The 20,526-nt window shown below is 68.6% G+C and carries 19 protein-coding genes, 2 tRNA genes and 1 riboswitch; of the genes, 12 read left to right on the top strand and 9 right to left on the bottom strand.

All coding sequences use genetic code 11. The features are described 5' to 3' along the window. Positions 1-11 precede the first annotated feature (11 nt). Together VHD82_RS24665 and VHD82_RS24660 are read right to left on the bottom strand one after the other, a co-directional pair. Positions 12-374 carry a hypothetical protein gene (locus VHD82_RS24665; protein WP_325708492.1) on the bottom strand — a complete coding sequence of 121 codons (363 nt, stop codon included), beginning with the start codon at positions 372-374 and terminating at the stop codon, positions 12-14. A gap of 313 nt (positions 375-687) precedes the next feature. Then, positions 688-764 (bottom strand) — tRNA-Pro (locus VHD82_RS24660). A gap of 79 nt (positions 765-843) precedes the next feature. On the opposite strand from VHD82_RS24660, the gene VHD82_RS24655 reads away from it, so the two are divergent. Further along, positions 844-917: transfer RNA gene (locus VHD82_RS24655), tRNA-Gly, on the top strand. Between the two features lie 122 nt (positions 918-1,039). On the opposite strand, the gene VHD82_RS24650 is transcribed toward VHD82_RS24655, so the two are convergent. Beyond that, positions 1,040-1,450, bottom strand: coding sequence for a hypothetical protein (locus tag VHD82_RS24650; RefSeq protein WP_325708489.1), 411 nt, complete (start codon positions 1,448-1,450; stop codon positions 1,040-1,042). Between the two features lie 264 nt (positions 1,451-1,714). Between VHD82_RS24650 and VHD82_RS24645 the strand changes: the two genes are divergently transcribed. From VHD82_RS24645 to VHD82_RS24630, 4 genes are all read left to right on the top strand, one after another. After that, complete coding sequence (locus VHD82_RS24645) at positions 1,715-2,923, top strand: lysozyme (RefSeq protein ID WP_325708486.1); 1,209 nt, start codon at positions 1,715-1,717, stop codon at positions 2,921-2,923. 580 nt (positions 2,924-3,503) lie between these two features. Then, a complete protein-coding gene (locus VHD82_RS24640) occupies positions 3,504-4,376 on the top strand; it encodes a S8 family serine peptidase (protein WP_325708483.1) in 873 nt (290 codons plus the stop codon). A gap of 215 nt (positions 4,377-4,591) precedes the next feature. After that, positions 4,592-5,410, top strand: a complete 819-nt coding sequence (locus VHD82_RS24635) for a hypothetical protein (protein ID WP_325708480.1) — start codon at positions 4,592-4,594, stop codon at positions 5,408-5,410. Positions 5,411-5,454: 44 nt separating this feature from the next. Continuing rightward, positions 5,455-5,709: a hypothetical protein gene (locus VHD82_RS24630; RefSeq protein WP_325708477.1), complete on the top strand. Its 255-nt coding sequence runs from the start codon at positions 5,455-5,457 to the stop codon at positions 5,707-5,709. A 73-nt stretch (positions 5,710-5,782) separates the two neighbouring features. Here VHD82_RS24630 and VHD82_RS24625 read toward each other — a convergent pair whose 3' ends face one another. Beyond that, positions 5,783-6,547, bottom strand: coding sequence for a GntR family transcriptional regulator (locus tag VHD82_RS24625; protein WP_325708474.1), 765 nt, complete (start codon positions 6,545-6,547; stop codon positions 5,783-5,785). Positions 6,548-6,646: 99 nt separating this feature from the next. On the opposite strand from VHD82_RS24625, the gene VHD82_RS24620 reads away from it, so the two are divergent. Continuing rightward, positions 6,647-7,711, top strand: a complete 1,065-nt coding sequence (locus VHD82_RS24620) for a YeiH family protein (protein WP_325708470.1) — start codon at positions 6,647-6,649, stop codon at positions 7,709-7,711. A gap of 40 nt (positions 7,712-7,751) precedes the next feature. Here the strand turns inward: VHD82_RS24620 and VHD82_RS24615 are convergent, their stop codons facing one another. After that, on the bottom strand, positions 7,752-8,327 hold the full coding sequence (locus VHD82_RS24615) for a TetR/AcrR family transcriptional regulator (RefSeq protein ID WP_325708467.1): 576 nt from the start codon (positions 8,325-8,327) through the stop codon (positions 7,752-7,754). 64 nt (positions 8,328-8,391) lie between these two features. On the opposite strand from VHD82_RS24615, the gene VHD82_RS24610 reads away from it, so the two are divergent. Then, positions 8,392-9,360, top strand: a complete 969-nt coding sequence (locus VHD82_RS24610) for an SDR family NAD(P)-dependent oxidoreductase (protein WP_325708464.1) — start codon at positions 8,392-8,394, stop codon at positions 9,358-9,360. Positions 9,361-9,373: 13 nt separating this feature from the next. Here VHD82_RS24610 and VHD82_RS24605 read toward each other — a convergent pair whose 3' ends face one another. Then, positions 9,374-9,970, bottom strand: a complete 597-nt coding sequence (locus tag VHD82_RS24605) for a TetR/AcrR family transcriptional regulator (protein WP_325708461.1) — start codon at positions 9,968-9,970, stop codon at positions 9,374-9,376. A 128-nt stretch (positions 9,971-10,098) separates the two neighbouring features. On the opposite strand from VHD82_RS24605, the gene VHD82_RS24600 reads away from it, so the two are divergent. Then, the gene (locus tag VHD82_RS24600) at positions 10,099-10,863 is read left to right on the top strand and encodes a class I SAM-dependent methyltransferase (protein WP_325708695.1); all 765 of its coding nucleotides are present in this window, start codon (positions 10,099-10,101) and stop codon (positions 10,861-10,863) included. Positions 10,864-10,919: 56 nt separating this feature from the next. Then, complete coding sequence (locus tag VHD82_RS24595; protein ID WP_325708458.1) at positions 10,920-11,375, top strand: hypothetical protein; 456 nt, start codon at positions 10,920-10,922, stop codon at positions 11,373-11,375. Between the two features lie 6 nt (positions 11,376-11,381). Here VHD82_RS24595 and VHD82_RS24590 read toward each other — a convergent pair whose 3' ends face one another. Next, the gene (locus VHD82_RS24590) at positions 11,382-12,119 is read right to left on the bottom strand and encodes a DUF899 domain-containing protein (RefSeq protein WP_325708455.1); all 738 of its coding nucleotides are present in this window, start codon (positions 12,117-12,119) and stop codon (positions 11,382-11,384) included. A gap of 68 nt (positions 12,120-12,187) precedes the next feature. Between VHD82_RS24590 and VHD82_RS24585 the strand changes: the two genes are divergently transcribed. Next, positions 12,188-12,637 carry a GreA/GreB family elongation factor gene (locus VHD82_RS24585; RefSeq protein ID WP_325708452.1) on the top strand — a complete coding sequence of 150 codons (450 nt, stop codon included), beginning with the start codon at positions 12,188-12,190 and terminating at the stop codon, positions 12,635-12,637. A gap of 60 nt (positions 12,638-12,697) precedes the next feature. Beyond that, a riboswitch (S-adenosyl-L-homocysteine riboswitch) is annotated at positions 12,698-12,775 on the top strand. 17 nt (positions 12,776-12,792) lie between these two features. Continuing rightward, positions 12,793-16,401 (top strand): methionine synthase, encoded by a 3,609-nt coding sequence (metH, locus tag VHD82_RS24580; protein ID WP_325708449.1) that lies wholly within the window; start codon positions 12,793-12,795, stop codon positions 16,399-16,401. Between the two features lie 31 nt (positions 16,402-16,432). On the opposite strand, the gene VHD82_RS24575 is transcribed toward metH, so the two are convergent. After that, positions 16,433-17,518 (bottom strand): epoxide hydrolase, encoded by a 1,086-nt coding sequence (locus VHD82_RS24575; protein ID WP_325708446.1) that lies wholly within the window; start codon positions 17,516-17,518, stop codon positions 16,433-16,435. A gap of 201 nt (positions 17,519-17,719) precedes the next feature. Between VHD82_RS24575 and VHD82_RS24570 the strand changes: the two genes are divergently transcribed. Continuing rightward, the gene (locus VHD82_RS24570) at positions 17,720-18,835 is read left to right on the top strand and encodes an NDMA-dependent alcohol dehydrogenase (protein ID WP_325708443.1); all 1,116 of its coding nucleotides are present in this window, start codon (positions 17,720-17,722) and stop codon (positions 18,833-18,835) included. 36 nt (positions 18,836-18,871) lie between these two features. Here the strand turns inward: VHD82_RS24570 and VHD82_RS24565 are convergent, their stop codons facing one another. Further along, the gene (locus VHD82_RS24565; protein WP_325708440.1) at positions 18,872-20,392 is read right to left on the bottom strand and encodes an MFS transporter; all 1,521 of its coding nucleotides are present in this window, start codon (positions 20,390-20,392) and stop codon (positions 18,872-18,874) included. Positions 20,393-20,526: the final 134 nt, after the last annotated feature.

Here is a 20,526-nt window from a genome sequence, read left to right as displayed (position 1 = left end):
GCACCCGGCGGTCAATGCGCGTCGATCTTGTCGAAGACGCTGTGGTCGACTTCTACGGTCGTTTCCAGTTCCATCCGACCTACGCCGCGCAGATCCAAGCCGCGGTCCGGGACGAGCTGGCCAGCCAGCGAGCGGAAGCCAGCCGCAGTCTCCGCCGAGCCACCAAACGCAAGGACCAGGCCGAAGCCGCGCGTCAGAAGCTCCTGCACGCCCACTACGCCGGCGCTGTTCCGCAAGACCTGCTGGCGGCTGAGATGCAACGCTTCACGCGCGAACTCAAGGAAGCCGACCTGGAGATCCAGGCAGCCAGGAGCACGAGTACAGACATCGAAGCCACGCTGGAAGCTGCCCTGCGAGCGGCGACGAACTGCCACGCCGCCTACGCCCAGGCGCCCGGACACATCCGCAAGCAGATCAATCAGGGGTTCTTCGAGAAGCTCTATATCGGGGAGGACGGCAGCGTGGAACGGGCCGAGTTCACCGAGCCATTCCGGGCGCTGCGAGGGGCCAGTCAGCCCGCTAGTACCGCAGCCGGAGCTGAGTCAGAGGCCACGTCCGGCGGAGGTTTGGACGAAGGTTCGCCGCAAGCGGCGAGCTGCGGCGATGCCATCGGGATAACAGAAAGCGACCATGCGGACACGACGGGTGGTCATGCGCGCATGGTCGCTGGTGTGAATGTGTTACGTATGGTCGGGATGACAGGATTTGAACCTGCGACCCTCCGCTCCCAAAGCGGATGCGCTACCAAGCTGCGCCACATCCCGGTCACCCCTCGGCGGGGCGGTGCGATCACTCTAGCGTGACCCGCTAAACTACTCGCGCGCCCGGGGTTCCTGGGCGCGCGCGGGCGTAGCTCAATGGTAGAGCCCCAGTCTTCCAAACTGGCTACGCGGGTTCGATTCCCGTCGCCCGCTCCAGCAGGAACATGCAGGTCAGCGGCACAATCCGGGCAGTAGTTCTCGATCTTGAGGGCTACCGCTCGCTGCATTCTTGCCATTAGCTGACCTCCGCAAGCACGCCCGCAGCGCCGTCGTCAGGCTCATCGTCGCCGTCCGTCCGCCTCACCTCCCTGCAGCAGCTCGACTCGGTCCGCGATCTGCTGATCCCGAACGCTGGTTGCGTGCTGGCAGACCAACGCCGCCCGGACGGTGATCTGCCCCATCCGCTGCATCAGCTCACGGGTGGTGGCCGCCAGTGGGAGCACCAGAACCTGCCCCCGCTGACCCAGCCGTCCCGTGTGGTGCTCAACGCCGCTGCCGCGGCGCGGTTCGCGACCGTGCTTGTCGCCGGCGGCACAGCCGAGGGAGATCGCGTCGCCTACGTCGGGCTCAACAGTTCCGCGTTCCTCGTCACGATGCTCGCCGCGTTCGATTTTCCACGACGGCGACACCGCCGTTGCCGACCTGGGTACCGGCAAGTGGCGCAACCAGACCACCGGCGTCGCGGGCACAGTTCCCGTCCTGCCCGGTCTCGTGCTGGAAATCGTGGCCAGTGCGGGAGTCCTGCCCCGGCTCGCCGCGCAGGGCTACCTGCCCGCGTCGCCGCTGGTCCGTCCCATACCACCGCCACGGGTGAGATCCCCCGATTGCCCGGCACGGCCGATGTCGCCCTGAACTGCGAAAACACCCTTTATAACACGTGCCCCAGCAACATCAATGGTTTACAGGAATCCCGCGTGTCACACACACTCGGTCGCGACATGGGGAGGGATGACATGGCCGCGATCGAGAAAACACTGCTCCGAGGTTGCTTCGGGCTGGCGGCGCTGGCCGTCCTGGCGTTCGCCGCCGCACCGGGGGCCGCCGCGGACAGCGGGCAGGTGCCGGGCATGGACGTCTCCAGCCATCAGGGCAACGTGGACTGGCCGGCGGCGTGGACGGCGGGCGCGCGCTTCGCCTACATCAAGGCCACGCAGGGCACGGACTACCGCAACCCGTATTTCGCCCAGCAGTACAACGGTTCCTACCAGGTCGGCATGATCCGCGGTGCCTACCACTTCGCGACCCCCGACACCTCCGGCGGCATCGCGCAGGCCGACTACTTCGTCGCGCATGGCGGCGGCTGGACTGCGGACGGCAAGACGCTCCCGCCGATGCTCGACATCGAATACAACCCCGACGGCCCGACCTGCTACGGGCTCAGCCCAGCCGCGATGACCGGCTGGATCCGTTCGTTCTCCGAGGAAGTACACGCGAAAACGAGCCGCTGGCCGATGCTGTACACGACCACGGACTGGTGGAAGACGTGCACCGGCAATTCCGCGGAGTTCGGTGACACGCATCCGCTGTTCATCGCGCGCTACGCGGACAACCCGGGCACGCTGCCCGACGGCTGGCGGTACTACAGCATGTGGCAGTACTCGGACTCCGGGAACAAGCCCGGCGACCAGGACACCTTCAACGGCTCGATGGAGCAGCTGGTCCGCTTCGCCGGTGGCGACGGGGCCCGGTCGGCGCCCACCACGACCCCGAGCCCCACACCATCGTCGACTACCACGCCGAAGTCGACCACGACGACTCCGACGACTCCGACGACTCCGAAACCGACCACGACCACGACCGCCCGCGCGGACCTCGCCACCCCGTCGAGCACCACCACGACCACCACGCCGCCGAGCAGCACCGAGGCGCAGCCCGTGCAGATCAACGGCCTCGTGTGGGCGGGTCCCCGGAACACCGATCCGCCGCCGCCGTCGTTGCGTGCCAACGACAACTCCGATGAACTGGTCGCCCAGGTCTATCCGGCCGCCCAGCACCAGTCCACTTCGGACACACTGATACCGTCCACGGCGCCGTCACAAGAAGCCGTGCACCCGCTCGCGCACACGGGCGTCCAGACCGGCCGCATCGTGGTCTTCGGCGCCGCGCTCCTCGTGCTCGGCGCGATCCTCACTTACCTGGCCCGGATCATCGTCCGGCGTTAGCGCCCGACCTGCAGACGTGGGACCCACCACAGCATCGAAACCTTGTCCGCAACAGCCTCGCCCTGTGCCCGGCCGGCGTTCGGGATCGTCGGGGTTGGGGCCGACGGCCTCGACGCTGTGTTCGTCGGGTGCGATGAGGCGGACGTCGGCGCCAGGATGACGATCGCCGCCCTCCGCGAGCGCCGCCCACCAGGCGTCCATCGTGGCCTCGGACGCCTTGACGTCCACCTCGTTCTCGTCCGCGACCAACCGGGCGGCGAAAGAGCCTCCGGGTCGTAGCCGCTGGCGACCGCAGCTCCCACGAACGACCCCGCCGGCACACTGACCTCCCACGCGATGTTTTCCGTACCGCGTTCACCCTCTGGGTGACGAGCGAAGACGGCGCAGCCGACCTGGACAGCATGATCGACCAGGCCTACGCGGCGACCGGCCGGCCGGTGAACGGTCGACGGGCGCCGAAACAGACGGACAGCTCGTGTTCGTCCATTCGGGGTGTTTCCGGGCAATCCTCACGACTCCCGTAATGACCGGACCTCCCGAACCGACTCAGGAATGCGTCCTGACTGGACGGAGGTCGGTTATGACGAAGGCACTCGCGCACGACGAGGTCGCGCCCGGGCCCGTCGAGCGCGTCGGACTGCCGCCCCTCATGGCCCTGACAGCCGGTCGCTCCGACCTCGTAATCGGGCTGCTGGACGGGCCCGTCTCACTCGACCATCCCGGCCTCGACGCCCGCAACATCCGGGTCGTGCCTGGATTCGACGCCCCCACTGACGCGTCGGCGAACCACGGGACCTTCGTCGCCGGCATTCTGTCCGGCCGTCGCGACGGGACAGCCCCGGCGATCGCCCCGGCCTGCGTGCTGTTGGTCCGTCCGGTCTTCACCGGGGAGCTACCGAGCACGTCGCCCGCCAACCTGGCGACGGCATTGATCGACTGTGTGGACGCCGGAGCGCGGATCGTCAACCTGAGCGCCGCCGAGTCCGGCACGTCCGTGGGCGAGGGCACCGAACTGGCCGATGCGCTCGATTATGCCGTACGCAACGGAGTTCTGATCGTCGCCGCGGCCGGTAATCGCAGCGTCCTCGGCGGTTCCGCCCTGGTGAGCCATCCGTGGGTCATTCCGGTCGCGACGCCCGCGGGCGACGACCGGTCCACTTTGGGCCGTTCGATCGGCCGGGGCCTGGCCGTGCCCGACAACGAGGTCTTCAGCCTTTCGCCGGACGGCGGCACCACTGTTATGGCAGGCACCAGCGTCGCCGCGCCGTTCGTCACGGGTGCCGCCGCGCTGCTGTGGTCACTGTTCCCGGCCGCGACGGCCGCGGAAGTCAGATTCGCGTTGCTGTCCCCAGGCGGCGCAACGCGCCGGCGGGTGGTGCCCCCATTGCTCGACGCCTGGGGCGCGTACCCGATTTTGCGGGAAATGGTCAACGAAAGGAGCGTCAGGCCGTGAATTCACCGAACGACTCGACAAATGCCCGTCATCGGGTCCACCTTCCCGGTTTCACGGCGGATGCCGAGACAGGTTTGGGTGACGTCGTCAAGCAGGCTACTTCGTTGCTGGGAATCAAACCCTGCGGATCCTGTCTCGAGCGGGCCGAGCGGCTCAACCGCTGGATGGTTTTGTCCGGCCGCCGGTGACGCCGGCCCGTCGAAATGAGATAAGTCATGGAAGAAACCGCCACCGTCGCCCCCGCGGACGCGGGGCGCCCGCCTTTCGTCTACGCACTCGGAAAGGTCGAGCCCCGTTTCCCGAGCCTGGCCGTGGAAAAGGAGTTCGCCCAGGCGAGCGGCCGTTATTCGACGTCCGGGCTGACCGACAGGCAGGTACTGCGCACGCTGATCACCGATCGGCAGAACCGTTACCTGGCCCGGCTTCTGTGCTGGGTGTTCTCGGTCGAAGGGGTCGAATGCTACATCGTCCGGCCGCGCGATCCGTCCGATTTCGAATTGCTGGCCGACGCGGTCCGTGACGAGCCGCGACGTGATGATCTGGACGTCGTCATCGGGACTCTGGGCCCCATTGCCCCGCCCGAGGTCTGCAACGGGCTCGCTTTGCCGACCCTCGTTTTCGACCAGATCTATTCGTTCGACCGTGATTCGCTGGTGGACGCGATCCCGCGCCCGGATTCGGTGCCCGAGGACCGGGCCGACGGGTTCCGCCGGGCCGCCGGAGAGCTGTTCGACCGGATCATGCAGATGGCCGACAACGCCGGCGCCACGGACGAGCATCGCGCCCTCAACTATCTCGCGGTGCGCTACCCGGCGATCTACAGCGCGGCCGCGGAGGCGAACGAGCGCAACGTTTCGCTGACCGGCGTGCAGGTGCTGCCGTCGCGGCTCAGCGGGGCGCGCAAGATCGTCGAAGTGGTGTTCACCTACACCCACCGCCAGACCGACGTCACGGAAAAGCGGTTCGTCCGCGTGGACGTGACCGAGGAGTTCATGTTCCTCGCAGGCAAGCTGTCCGACTATTTCGATCGATGAGAATCCAGCAGAGAACGGTGAATCCCGTGTCCTACACAGCAAGAATGCCCGAATACACCGCCGAGGACTCCCTGCGCCCGGCGTCGAGGTCGTACTACACGCGAAGCCACTACGGCTACGGCGCCGCGGGGCCCCGGATCGTGGCGGCGCAACGGAAGGTCGAAACGAAGACCCAGTTCGTGTGCTCGGGAGCGCACTGCGCCTGCAGCGGCTACTCGGACTGCTGGGACTGCTTCGTCGACGGCTGGTGCACAGGCCCGTGCACCTGCGACGGAGCGGGAGGCACCTGCATCTGCTAGTCACAACCGTCAGTGCGGACCGGCCGTTTGCAGTCTTGCGGCCGGTTATCTCCCGGCTATGGCGTGTAAGCGCTTATTTCGGCCGCGAGCCCACGAGCCGATAGCCGGCCTTGCCGGAGAACTCGGCGGTGAGCGCGAACCGGTCGCCGCGCACCAGGGTGTGGCGCCATTCGATCGGCGTGCCGGAGGCGCTGCCCAGTCGCGAGATCGACAGGGCCGCGGCCTGCTCGTCGCACCGTAGCTGCACGCGCTCGGCCACCGTCGGGATCACGGCGCGGATCTGTTCCTGACCGTGGTCGAGCCGCAGCCCGGTCCGCCGGTGCAGTTCCTGATACAGACCCGTGTGCTGGAAGTCGGCCTCCAGCAAGGGTTTCGCCACCGACGCAGGTAACCAGACGCGGTCCAGCGCCAGCGGTTCGTCCCCGGCGAGGCGAAGACGTTCGAGGTACAGCAGCGGGGCGGAACCTTCCAGCTCCAGCCGTTCCGCGACCACGGCGTCGGCGCGAAGGTCGAGGGTGCGCACGACGCTGTACTGCTCCAGGCCCGCTGCCTCGACGGCGGCGAAGAGGCTGTAGAGCGCTCCGACCGGCTGGGTGATCTCGGCCGGAGGAGCGACGCGTGGCTGCCGGCCGCGAGCGGCGACGAGAACACCGTCGGCGCGCAGTTGCCGCAGAGCCTGCCGGACTGTCTGCCGGCTCACGCCGTACTCCTCGGCGATCGCGAGCTCACCCGGGAAGCGCGAAGCGAACTCGCCGTCGTCGATGCGGCGCAGCAACTGTCGCTGCAACTGTTGCCACAACGGTGCTCCGCCGTCGCGGTCCAGCTGATCGACCTTCACCCGCCTCGCCTCCGGCTGCCGACCCTACCCAGGGCACCCTCCTTGGCAAATGTACGCACCGGGTCTATCGTAAATGTCCGTACATTAGGAGGTGGCGTGGTGACAGTCCAAAGCACGGCCGCGCGGCCACTGGGCGTGCGGGCCGGGGCGCTCATGCGGCGCGCGCCTGGTCTGGCGGTCGCGGTTGTCGTGGCCGCCGTCGCCACGGTCGCCGGGAAGTTCGTGCCGATTGTCGGGGGACCGGTGTTCGGGATCGTGCTCGGCGCGGTCGCGGGCGCGGTCGTGCCGGAGTTGCGCGCGGACAGATGGAGCGCGGGGTATGAGGTCGCGTCGAAACACGTGCTGCAGCTGTCGATCGTGGTCCTCGGCACCGGCCTGTCCCTGCGGCAGGTCGTCGAGGTCGGCGGCAGCTCCTTGCCGGTCATGCTGGGCACGCTCGCTGTCGCTCTCGGCGGGGCGTGGCTGCTGGGCCGGCTGTTTGGTGTCCGCGGTGACACGCAGACGCTGATCGGGGTCGGCACCGGGATCTGCGGCGCGTCCGCGATCGCCGCGACGAGTGCGGTCATCAAGCCGAAACAGGCCGAAGTCGCTTACGCGGTGGGCACGATCTTCACCTTCAACATCGCCGCCGTCCTGCTGTTCCCGCCGCTGGGCCACCTGCTGGGCATGAGCCCGCACTCGTTCGGGCTGTGGGCGGGCACGGCGATCAACGACACGTCGTCGGTGGTGGCCGCTTCGTTCGCCTACGGGGGAGACGCAGGCGCGTACGGGATCGTGGTCAAGCTGACCCGCACGCTGACGCTCATCCCGATCGTGACCGTGCTCGCCTTCCTGTCCGCCCGCCGGGAGACCCGCATCACCGCCGCCGGCCGCCGGTTTCGCTTGCGGCACATGCCATGGCGCAAGATCGTGCCGCTGTTCCTGATCGGCTTCCTGGCCGCCGCGGCACTGGACACCATCGGCGCGATCCCCGCGTCATGGCACGCGTCACTCTCCACGGCGGGCACATTCCTGATAACCACCGCACTCGCCGGGATCGGGCTTTCCTTGCGGCTGAAAGACATGCGCGCCGCTGGTAGCCGGCCACTGCTGCTGGGCGCCTGCCTGTGGGTGGCCGTCGCGGCCGCCAGCCTCGGGCTGCAGGCGCTGACCCGCACCCTCTGACCGGCCCCTCGAGCTTTTCGTCAGGGCGGCGGGGTTTTCGTCAACTGGACGCGCTTTCGAGCGCGGGCAGGAAAAGATCCACGCCGACGGTCATTCGCGCGACGAAGTCGATGCGGGTGTTCACTTCGTGTTTGATGCCTCCTGCGGTGCTCAGTAGTGTCCGGGCCATGTCCTCGGCCACGCTCGCGCGCCTGGACGGCAGTTCGGCCGCGACGGCAGCGGTCACGATCTCCAGGAAACGTTTCGGGTAGTCGGCGACAACAGGGCCCAGCAGCTCCGGGTTGGTCTCGATGAGGACGGCCACCTCCTTCGCCATCGAGCCGACGTAACGACCGGTCCACAGGTCGAACGCCTCGATCAGCCGATCCCGCAGCGGGCGCTCGGTATCGGCCAAGGCCCGCTCGGCGGCCTCGACGTCGCCGTCGAGGGCATACGTGACGGCGTCGCGGAACAGGTTCTGCTTCGAGGTGAACAAGAAGTACAGCCCGGGGCGGGAGATGTCCGCGGCCCGCGCGACATCCTCCATCGATGTCTTCTTGTACCCGTAGCGGGCGAACGTTTCGAGAGCGGACTTCAGGACATGTTCTCGCCGACTGCTCTCATCCGGCTCGCTCACGGTGTCAGCATAGCACCGACCATGCGGACTAGACAAACTACGCTGATTCCGTATAGTGAGTCTGGTGACTGCATCTCAGCGATTGATCGAAACCCGGTTCGGCGCGGGCAGTACCGCGGACGACGTGGTGGCGGAGCTCGACCTCACCGGCGTCCGCGCTGTCGTGACCGGCGCGTCGTCGGGGCTCGGCGTGGAGACGGCTCGCTCCCTCGCGCGTGCCGGCGCCGAGGTCACCCTCGCCGTCCGCAACACCGGCGCCGGCGCGAAGGCGGCCGAGGACGTCGCGGAGTCGGCCAAGGGCAAGGTCCACGTCCGCGCGCTGGACCTCGTCGACAGGTCCTCCATCGCCGGGTTCGTTGAGCGGTGGGCCGGGCCGCTGCACATCCTGATCAACAACGCCGGTGCCGTCGTCAGCAACCTGGCCCGGACCCCGGAGGGGTGGGAATTCCAGTTCGCCACAAACCACCTGGGCCATTTCGCGCTGAGTCTCGGCCTGCGCCAGGCCCTCGCCGAAGGAGCTCGTGAGCGGGGCGAGGCCCGCATCGTCTCGCTCAGCTCCACGGCACACATGAGGTCGCCGGTCGTGTTCGACGACATCCACTTCGAGCGCCGCGAATACGACCCTCAGGCCGCGTATTCGCAGTCGAAGACAGCCAACTCACTCTTCGCGGTCGAAGCCACGCGCCGCTGGGCCACCGACGGCATTTTCGCCAACGCGGTCAATCCCGGCGGCGTTTCCACCGGCCTGCAAAGAGATTTCACCCAGAAGCAGAAGGACTACCTGGCCGCGGCCGAGGCATCCGGGGCCTTCGCCTACAAGACCGCTCAGCAAGGAGCCGCCACCACCCTCGTCGCGGCGGTCGCCCCCGAATTCGCCCGGACCGGCGGCCACTACCTCGATGACTGCCGCGAGGCTCACACCGTTGGCGACGACGCGGATTTGTTCGAGAACAGCCACGGTGTCAAGGAATGGGCGCTCGATCCCGACGCCGCCCGGAAGCTGTGGGGCGTCTCTCTGGACCTCGTCCGATGAGCCCGTTGACGGTTCACAACAGGCGTCGCTGGAGGACGTCGGCGAGGACGGTGTTCACGATCGTTTTGACGGCGCTGGCATCCGGCGGCGGGGTTTTCCGGTCCGCGAACAGGAGGTGGCCGGCGCCGATCAGGGCGGGCGCGAGCGCGCTGGTGTCGGCGTCGGCGGCGATACGGCCCAGTTCGCATTCATCGGTGAGATATGCGGCGATCATCGCGGCCGCCTCGGTCAGGATCGGGATGCCATGGCCGTTCTGGCGTAGCCGCGCGCGCAGGTCGTCGCGGAAGATGACGAGGCCGACGATCCCGACGGCGACCGGGTCGAACAGGTTCAGCAACGCGTCGGTGACATTGCCGTCCACCGTCCCCGTCCCGGCGGCCCCGCGCAGCGCGGCCGTCCGGCCCTCGAGCCGGTCGACGCGGGTTTGCACGAGTTCGGCGAGGAAGGCGTCGAAGTCGGCGAAATGCCGGTGCAGCACGCCCTTCGCGCAGTCGGCCTCGGTGGTGACGGCGCGGCTGGTCAGCGCGCTCGGCCCGTCCCGGCGCAGGATGCGCTCGGCCGCGTCGAACAGCTGGTTGCGCGCGTCGCGCAGGTGCACCCCGGTCGGCATACCGTCCATTCTCCTTTTCGCGCACCGCGAACGACGACCTGGTTGGATAGTGGGCGAACGCCCACTAAAGTGGGCGCATGACCACTTTACCGTCAGGCCCGCTTCCGGAATCGCACAAAGCCAGGCAGATGGCGGAATCGTTCGGGATCGACGCCGAGCGCTACGACCGGGCGCGGCCCGCCTATCCACAGGAGCTGGTGGACCGGATCGTCGCCGCCAGCCCTGGACCCGAGCTGCTCGATATCGGCTGCGGGACCGGGATCCAAGCGCGGCAGTTCCAGGCTGCCGGCTGCCGCGTGCTCGGTGTCGACCCCGACGTGCGGATGGCCGAGTTCGCGCGCCGCCGCGGGGTCGAGGTCGAGGTTGCCAAGATCGAGGACTGGGAGCCGGCCGGGCGTACCTTCGATGCCGTCGTCGCCGGGCAGGCGTGGCACTGGGTGGATCCGGTCGCGGGCGCGGCCATGGCGGCGCAGGTGCTGCGGCCCGGTGGGCTGCTGGCGGTGTTCGCGCACGCCTTCATCCCGCCGGCCGAGGTGTCGGACGCCTTCAACGCGGTCTACCGGCGGGTGGTGCCAGACTCGCCGTTCGGGGCGCAGCCGGAGCGCAACACGAGCGATCTGCACCAGGCTATGTTCGCGAAGTTTGCCGATGGATTCCGTGCGGCGCAAGGGTTCGGCGAGCCGGAGCAGTGGCGGTTCGTGTGGGAAAGGCGCTACACGCGCGAGGAGTGGCTGGACCTGTTGCCCACCACCGGCGGACTCACCCGGCTCGCGCCCGATCAGCTGGCGGAGATACTCGATGAGGTAGGTGTGGCCCTTGACAAGATCGGCGGTGGCTTCACGACGTCGTTCACAACGCTCGCGGTAGTGGCGGTGCGCGGCCAACAGCGGTAGCCGAGAGGTAACCGGCGCGGGCGAGACTCCAGGGCACGCGACCCTCGGAGGAGCGCATGAAACCGAAAAGAATTCTCACCGCCATCGTCACGACCTTGGTCGCGTTCGGCTGGAGCGCGTTCACGGCCCCGGCCGCGAACGCGTCCTATCCCGAAGTGCTGCACGTACGAGTGCAGTGGCTGACCAATCATCCCCAGTTCGGCGGGGATCCCAGCGCCTTCAGCAGATCCATCACGCTGGCCGCAGGCTGCTACCACTGGAACCTGTGGTGGGCCGGGAGCGAGGTCTACCCCCGCAACCTCTACCTGGCCGCCGACACCTACACCTGGGAGGAAGACCTCACCCCCTGGACCGATTCCCTCTATCGCCAAGGTGCGTCCTTGTCCACGCCCGGCGGCCGGTTCGCCCACAACCCGTACGACGCGTGGTTCCTCCAGGGCGCGCCCGACAGCTACTCGCAGGTGGCCTGGGGCTCGTCATTGTTGTGGTACAGCAGCGGACCCAGCTGCTGAGCCTGCTCAGTACTCGTCGTGGCGGCGGAGCCAGCCCATCGGCGCGTCGTCGCCGCGGCGCGGCTCGGGTTCCCACGCTTCCTGGCGGCCGCGCGCGGTCAGGTCGAGCCAGTTGTAGGTGCCGTTGAGCAGATCGATCCCGCGCGCGAAACAGGAGTATGTATGGAAGATCCGCTCGTCCTGGCGGAGGAACGCGCTGACGCCCATCTCCTCACCGGTCCAGCCGACCCAGGCCGGGTTCTCCCGTTCCAACCGCGCCTGATCCTTGTAGTTGTATTCGACGGGCGCGACGGCCGGGTCGAGGGTGACGTGGAAGTCGTAGTTGAACTGGCTGCCAAAGGAGGAGTACCAGGGAATCGTCCAGCCCGTCCGCTGCCGGTAGCGCTCCAGCTTCTCCAGTGGCGCCCGCGAAATCACCGCGAACGAGGTGTCGCGGGCATGGAGGTGGCTGAGGTGGCCGACGTTGTCGATCCAGAACGAGCACGACGGGCAGCCTTCGTCCGCGTCGGGCTCGAACATGAAGTGGTAGATCAACAACTGGCCCCGGCCCTCGAACAGATCGAGCAGGCTTACCCGGCCGGCACGCCCTTCGAAGGAGTACTCCGTCGAAATCTCGACCATCGGCAGGCGTCTCCTGGCCGCGTTCACCTCGTCGCGCAGCCGGGTCAGCTCCCGCTCCCGCGCGAGCAGTTCCCGCCGCGCCACCTCCCATTGCGGACGTGTGGTGATTTCGGGAAGCTCCATCCAGCGGAGGCTACCGGCGTTTCGGCTGCCGGGCCGTGGGTAAGCGCTCAACGACGGAAGGAGCGGCCGTGACGTCTCCCGAATCCCGTGCCCGGTTGGAAGAGGAGCTCGCCGATCTGCGCCGGCGCCGTGCGGAGCTGGCCGCGCGGGTCGTGCCGGACCCCGACGTCGGTGACCGAGGGGACGCCGGGCTGACGCTGGAGTTCGACGACGAAGCCACCGACGGGCTCAACCTCGTGGACGCGCGGATCGAGGCGATCACCACACTCCTGGCCGGGGGCTCCGAAGCCGGCGACGGCACGGTCGCCAAGCTTCGCTTCGAAGACGGTACCGAGCAGACGGTCCGCACGGTGGCCATCGCGGAAGAGACCGTGCCAGGGCAGGAAGACGGCACGGTCACCACCGACAGCCCGCTCGGCAAGGCGCTGGCCGGGCGCCAGGCGGGCGACACGATCACCTACTCGACCCCGGGTGGCGAGGTGCGCGCGGAGATCGTCGACATCCGCCGGTCGAGCTGACTCGTTCCACGATCCGGAATGCGCCTTGGTGCCCGCGGGCCCGATCCCATACCTTGGTAGGTAGCCGAGAGGCGCTGCAACGGACCTGGGTCCGCCACGCTCGGCCGTATCGAACCGCAACAAGGGCGCCTCCCAAGACGAATGGGAGGACGCCGGTGAACGCGATCGCGAAGCTTCGGGAGATCCTCGAGCACCGGGTAGCGGTGCTCGACGGCGCGTGGGGCACCATGCTGCAGGGCGCCGGGCTGACCCCCGAGGACTACCGCGGGGACGTGGTGGCCGATCACCCGCGCGACGTCACCGGCGACCCCGACCTGCTCAACCTCACCAGGCCCGACGTCATCCTCGACGTGCACCGGCAGTACCTCGCCGCGGGCGCGGACATCACCACCACCAACACCTTCACCGCCACCAGCATCGGTCAGGCCGACTACGGCCTGCAGCACCTGGTGCGGGAGATGAACGTGCGCGGCGCCCGGCTCGCGCGCCAGGCCGCGGACGAGGCGGGCGGGAAGTTCGTCGCCGGTTCGATCGGGCCGCTCAACGTGACGCTCTCGCTGTCGCCGAAGGTCGACGAGCCGGCCTACCGCGCGGTCACCTTCGACGAGGTGCGCGAGGCCTACGCCGAGCAGATCTCCGCGCTCGCCGAAGGCGGCGTGGATCTGCTGCTGATCGAGACCATCTTCGACACCCTCAACGCCAAGGCCGCGATCGCCGCCGCCCGCGAAGTCGCCCCGCACCTGCCGTTGTGGATCTCGGTGACCATCGTCGACCTCTCCGGCCGCACCCTGTCCGGGCAGACTGTGGAGGCGTTCTGGAGCGCGATCGAGCACGCGGACCCGTTCGTCGTCGGGGTCAACTGCTCGCTCGGCGCGGCCGAGATGCGCCCGCATGTCGAGCAGCTGTCGCGGCTGGCGGGCACGTATGTCGCGTGCCACCCCAACGCGGGTTTGCCCAACGCGTTCGGCGGCTACGACCAGACGCCGCAGGAAACCGCGCAAATGCTCGGCGAGTTCGCCGGCACCGGGCTGGTCAACATCGTGGGCGGCTGCTGCGGCACCGGCCCCGGGCACATCGCCGAGATCGCGCGGGCGGTGTCGGGGACAGCGCCGCGCGAAGTCCCGGCGCGGCGCACGCACAGCCGGTTCAGCGGCCTGGAGCCCTTCGAGATCGGGGCCGACACCGGGTTCGTCATGATCGGTGAGCGCACCAACGTGACGGGCTCGGCGAAGTTCCGGCGGCTCATCGAGTCCGACGACTACCAGGCCGCCGTGGACGTCGCGCTGGACCAGGTGCGCGGCGGGGCGAACCTGCTCGACGTGAACATGGACGCCGACCTGCTGGAAAGCGAGCAGGCCATGACGACGTTCCTGAACCTGATCGCCACCGAGCCCGAGGTCGCCCGCATCCCGATCATGATCGACAGCTCGCGGTGGAGCGTGCTGGAGGCCGGGCTCAAATGCGTGCAGGGCAAGGGCGTGGTCAACTCGATCAGTCTCAAGGAAGGCGAGGAGCCGTTCCTGCGGCAGGCGCGGCGCATCCGGGACTACGGCGCCGGAGTCGTCGTGATGGCCTTCGACGAGCAGGGGCAGGCCGACACCGCCGACCGCAAGGTCTCGATCTGCGGCCGTGCCTACGACCTGCTCACGAAGGAAGTGGGTTTCCCGCCCGAGGACATCGTTTTCGACCCGAACGTGCTCGCCGTCGCCACCGGCATCAGCGAGCACAACGGTTACGCGAAGGCGTTCATCGAGGCGCTGCCGAGGATCAAGGAGCGGTGTCCCGGCGCGCGCACCAGCGGCGGTATCTCGAACCTGTCGTTTTCCTTCCGTGGCAACAACGTCGTGCGGGAGGCGATGCATTCGGCGTTCCTGCTCCACGCGGTGCGGGCGGGGCTGGACATGGGCATCGTCAACGCCGGGCAGCTCGCCGTCTACGAGGACATCCCGGCCGACCTGCTGGAGCTCGTCGAGGACGTGCTGTTCGACCGCCGCGAGGACGCCACCGACAGGCTGGTTACGTTCGCCGACACGGTCAGCGGGAGCGGGCGCAAGCGCACGGTCGACCTGTCGTGGCGGGAAGCGCCGGTGGAGGAGCGGCTGCGGCACGCGCTCGTGCACGGGATCGTCGACTACATCGAGGACGACACCGAGGAGGCCCGGGTCTCTCGCGCGCGGCCGCTCGAAGTGATCGAAGGCCCGCTGATGGACGGGATGAAGACCGTCGGCGACCTGTTCGGCGCGGGCAAGATGTTCCTGCCGCAGGTGGTGAAGAGCGCGCGGGTGATGAAGCGTTCGGTCGCGTACCTGGAACCGTTCATGGAGGCGGAAAAGGAGCAGCTGCGGGCCTCCGGCGTGGTCCAGGAGGACCGGGGCCAGGGCAAGATCGTGCTCGCGACGGTGAAGGGCGACGTGCACGACATCGGCAAGAACATCGTCGGGGTGGTACTGGGCTGCAACAACTACGAGGTGATCGACCTCGGCGTGATGGTGCCCACGGCGTCCATTTTGGACACAGCAATCGCCGAAAACGCCGATGCCATCGGGCTTTCCGGGCTGATCACCCCGTCGCTGGACGAGATGGTGAACGTCGCGAAGGAAATGCAGCGGCGCGGGCTGAAGCTGCCGCTGCTGATCGGCGGCGCCACCACGTCCCGGCAGCACACCGCCGTCCGCATCGCCCCGGCGTACGACTCGACGACGGTGCACGTGCTCGACGCGTCCCGGGTCGTCGGCGTGGTGTCGGACCTGCTCGACCCCGACCGTGCCGCGAAGCTCGACGACGCGAACCGGGCCGAGCAGGAACGCCTGCGGGAGCAGCACGCCAAGAAGCATCGCCGCCCGATGCTGACCCTGGAACAGGCGCGGGCCAACCGGGAGCAGGTGTCCTTCGACGAGCTGCCGGTCCCGTCGTTCACCGGAGTGCGCAAGGTCGAGCCCACGCTGCCGGAGCTGCGCGAGATGATCGACTGGCAGTTCCTGTTCCTGGCGTGGGAACTGAAGGGCAAGTACCCCGCGATCCTCGACCAGCCGGTCGCGCGTGAACTGTTCGACGACGCGAACACGTTGCTGGACCAGATCATCGCGGACGGCAGTATGCAGGCCCGCGGCGCCTACGGCTTCTGGGAAGCGCACAGCGAAGGCGACGACATCGTGCTGGGCAACGGGGTGCGGTTCCCGATGCTGCGGCAGCAAACGTCCAAACCGGACGGACGCGCGAACCGTTGCCTCGCCGACTACATCGCCCCGGCCGGCGATCACCTCGGCGGTTTCGCGGTGACCGTGCACGGTGCCGACGAGCTGGCGCGGCACTACGAGGAACAGAACGACGACTACAAGGCGATCATGGTCAAGGCGCTGGCCGACCGGCTCGCGGAGGCCTTCGCCGAGTACATCCACCTGGAGGCCCGGCGCGAGTGGTTCGAACCGGACGCGCAGCCGCTGCTGGCAGACCTGCACGCCGAGCGCTTCCGCGGCATCCGGCCGGCGCTGGGCTATCCGGCCAGCCCCGACCACAGCCAGAAGCGTGAGCTTTTCGACCTGCTCGGCTCGGAGTCGCTGGGCATCGGCCTGACGGAGTCGTTCGCGATGACCCCGGCGGCGAGCGTCAGCGGGCTGATCTTCGCGCACCCGGAGTCGCGGTACTTCACCGTCGGCAGGCTCGGCCGCGACCAGATCGAGGACTACGTCCCGCGCCGCGGCCTGTCGCAGACCGAGGTGGAGAAGTGGCTGCGGCCGAACCTGGACTACGAACCCGACGCGTGAGCCGCCTCCGGCCATCCGGGAAGCGGGGTTCCTACCCGGCGTACTTGATGTGGTTGAGGAAGAAATCCCGGACGTCCCCGGCGAGCAGGCCGGGGACCTCCATCGCGGCGAAGTGGCCGCCGCGGTCGAACTCCGACCAGTGCCGGATGTCGTAGAGCCGCTCGGCAAGTGGGCGCACCGACTGTGTGATGTCGTGCGGGAACACCGCCACACCAAGGGGAACCGGGCACGGCTCGCTCTGCCGCGGAGTGTCGTGGTGCAGTCGCCCGGACGAAGCCGCCGTGGCGGTCAGCCAGTACAGCGAGATGTCGGTGAGCATCCGGTCGTCACTGATCGGCGAGCGAGGGTCCGTCCACTGGGCGAACCGCTCGGCGATCCAGGCCAGCTGGCCGACGGGCGAGTCGACGATCGCGTAGCCGATGGTCTGCGGGGTGGCGGCCAGCAAAGCCTGGTACGGCGGCCGGTTCGCCATGAGCTTCCGGACTTTGTCCAGCCGCGCTTCGTCCGCGTCGGACAGTTCGACGGCGGGGTCCGGCCGGGTCGGCAGGTAGTTGACGTGCACACCGACGACGTGTTCGGGCGCCACCGCGCCGAGCGCGGTCGAGATGCCCGAGCCGAAGTCGCCGCCCTGCGCGCCGTAGCGCTCGTACCCGAGACGGCGCATCAGCTCTGCCCAGGCCCGCGCGATCCGGTGGATGTCCCAGCCGCGCTCGTGGGTCGGGCCGGAGAAGCCGTACCCGGGGATGGAGGGGATGACCAGGTGGAAGTCCTGCGACAGCGGCTCGATCACGTCGAGGAACTCCAGGAAGGAACCGGGCCAGCCGTGTGTCAGGACCAGCGCGAGCGCGTCGGGTTTCGGTGACTGGACGTGCACGAAGTGGATGTGCTGGCCGTCGATCTCGGTGGTGTAATGCGGCAGTTCGTTCAGCTCGGCCTCGTGTCTGCGCCAGTCGTAGCCGGTGCGCCAGTATTCGGCCAGCTCCTTGAGTCGCGCGAGCGGGAAGCCGTAGTCCCACCCGGCATCGGCGACCTCGTTGGGCCAGCGGGTGCGGGCGAGCCGATCGGTCAGGTCGTCGAGGTCGGCCTGGGGGATGTCGATGCGGAACGGCTTGATCATGGTCAGGACTCCCGGAGTGATTCATTCGTTGAGCTAACGTTTATATGACTAACGATACCATAATCATTGGCCGCACTAACGAACTCGGGAAGCAACCCGCGCCACCGAGCCTCTTGCCTTCTCGGCCGCTCTGCGCTTGACTGAAACTAGAACCTGTTCTAGAGATGGGACGAGCAACGTCGAACATGGAGGTGGGCAACGATGCGAACCCGTGCGGCCGCGCTGCTCGAGCAACCGGGCAAATGGCAGATCGTGGACGTCGAACTGGACGAGCCGGGCCAGAACGAGGTGCGGGTCCGGTTCCACGCGGCCGGGCTGTGTCACTCCGACGACCACGCGACGACGGGGGACATGCCGACCCCCCACCTGCCGCTGATCGGCGGGCACGAGGGCGCGGGCGTCGTCGAGGCGGTCGGGCCCGGGGTGCGGAACCTGGCGGTCGGCGACCACGTCGTGGCGCAGTTCGTGCCCTCCTGCGGTCGCTGCGAGGCCTGCTCCTCGGGCCGCGGGAACCTCTGTGACCTGGGCATGTACGCGCTGACCGGGTCGATGACCGACGGCACCTACCGGGCGCACCTCGACGGCGCGGACGTGGCGCAGATGACGATGGTCGGCACCTTCGCCGAGCACGCCATTGTGCCCGAGTTTTCGGTGACCAAGGTCGATGACGATCTCCCGTTCCACGTCGCGGCGCTGCTGTCCTGCGGCGTCCCGACCGGCTGGGGCTCGGCCGAGTACGCGGCGGAGGTCAAGGCCGGCGACGTCGTCATCGTGATGGGCGTCGGCGGCGTGGGCATCAACGCGGTGCAGGGCGCCAACGCGCGCGGCGCGGCGTACGTCATCGCCGTCGATCCGGTCGCGTTCAAGCGTGAGAAGGCGCTGGAACTCGGTGCCACGCATGCGTTCGCCGGGCTCGACGAGGCGGCGGACTTCGCCCGCTCGGTCACCAACGGCCAGGGCGCGCACTCGGCGATCGTCACCGTCGGCGTCACCACCGGCGACCACGTGGCGCAGGCGATCAACGCCATCGGCAAGTTCGGCACGGTCGTGGTGACCGGGATCGGCAACGTGGCCGACGAGGGCCTGCCGACCAACCTGTGGGCGCTGTCGATGATGCAGAAACGCGTCCAGGGCGTCATTTTCGGCATGGGCACGCCCTCGTTCGAGATCACCAGGCTCGCCCGGATGTACAAGGCCGGCAAGCTCAAGCTCGACGAGCTGATCACGACCACCTACAAGCTGGACGAGATCAACCAGGCCTACGCCGACATGCACGCCGGACGCAACATCCGTGGCGTCATCCTGCACGACACCTGAGCCACCCGGCCGCGGCCCTTCGGCGCCGCGGCCGGCTCAGGCCCGGCGGCGGATGCAGGCGACGGCCACGATGCCCACCGCCACGATCCCGGCCAGCGCCAGCAACCCGTTCCACATGCCGTCGGTGAACGCCACCCGCGCGGCCTCCACGAGCTGACCGCCGGCCGGGCCGGACTGCTGCGCCACCGCCAGCGCGCCCGCGAGTGAGCCCCCCGCGATTTCCTTGGCGGCAAGGGGAAGCGCGGCCGTCGCCGTCGCGATGGAGGACGTGTAGGTGGCTGAAAGCACGCTGCCGGCGAGCGCGATGCCCAGTGCCGCACCGATTTCCCGCGTAGCGTCGTTGACAGCCGACGCCACGCCGTACTTGTCCGGCGGCACGTTGTCGAGGATTGCGCTCGTGGCCGCCGGCGCGGTGAGGCCGAGGCCGCCGCCCAGCACGCAGGCCGCGATGGCGAGCTCGGGGTAATGACTGTGCGCGCCGAGCGCGCCGAGCAACAGCACCCCGGCGATCACGATCAGCAGCCCGGTCCAGGTGACCGTGCGCAGCCCGAACCTGCGTGTGAGGTGGGCCGACGCCATCGACAGCGGGAACAGCGACACCGCGATCGGCCACAGCACCAGGCCCGACTTCAACGGCGGATAGCCCTGGACGAGCTGAAGGTATTGCGCCAGCGCGAAAAGTGAGCCGAACGCGGCGGTGAACTGCACGGTGACCGAGACAGCGCCGGTGGCGAACGCGTGGTTGGTGAACAGCCGGACGTCCAGCAGCGGCGCCGCCTGGCGCGACTCGAACCAGGCGAAGACAGCGCCCAGCACCAGCCCGGCGATGATCGTGCCGAGCACGACCGCGCTCGACCAGCCGAGGTCCGCGGCGCGCAGGATCCCGAACACCAGCGAGCCGATCGCCAGCGCGCTCAGCAGCGCGCCCACGACGTCGAACCGGCGAGGGACCCGCTCCCGCGACGTCGGCACGGTGTAGCAGGCGGCCGCCATCAGCACCGCCAGCACCGCCGGGCCCACGAACACCGAATGCCACGAGAAATGCTGCAGCAGCAGACCCGCGATGATGAGCCCGCCCAGCCCGCCGAGCCCGGCCACCGCCGCCCAGATGCCGATGGCCCGGCCGCGCCGTTCCGGGGGGAAGCTCGCATTGATGATCGACAGTGTCGCGGGCATGATCATCGCCGAGCCCAGTCCGGTCACCGCCCTGGCCGAGATCAGCCACACCGGCGAAGCCGTGAACAGCGGCGCGACGCAGCTGAGCGCGAACACCACCAGCCCGATCACCAGCACCCCGCGCCGGCCGTATCGGTCACCCAGCGCGCCCGCCGGCAGCACGAGCGCGGCGAGCACCAGCGTGTACACGTCGACAATCCAGGTCTGTTGAGCCTGGCTCACGCTCGTTTCGGCGGCCAGCGCGGGCAAGGCGGTGTTGACGATGGTGACCATCGCGATGACCAGACCCACCGCGGAGCACATCAGCCCGACCGTCCACGCCCGGCGCGCGGGGGACAGTGGCGGGGTCGCGGCGGTGTCGAGCTGGGAACCTGCGGTCACTAGTGCACCCTCTTCCGTGCAGGCCCGCCAAGGGGGCTTGTGGTAGGAACTAGGCGGAAGCCGGGGTGACGGCCTTGTGCGGTCGCCCTTCGTGGGCTTGCATGACACTGCCGCCCCCGGCTTCCCCGGGACCG

The sequence above is a fragment of the Amycolatopsis sp. genome (genome assembly GCF_035546795.1).
Lineage (GTDB): Bacteria > Actinomycetota > Actinomycetes > Mycobacteriales > Pseudonocardiaceae > Amycolatopsis_E.
Note: the sequence above shows the minus strand (reverse complement) of the source record. Positions and strands in the feature narration are given on the sequence as shown.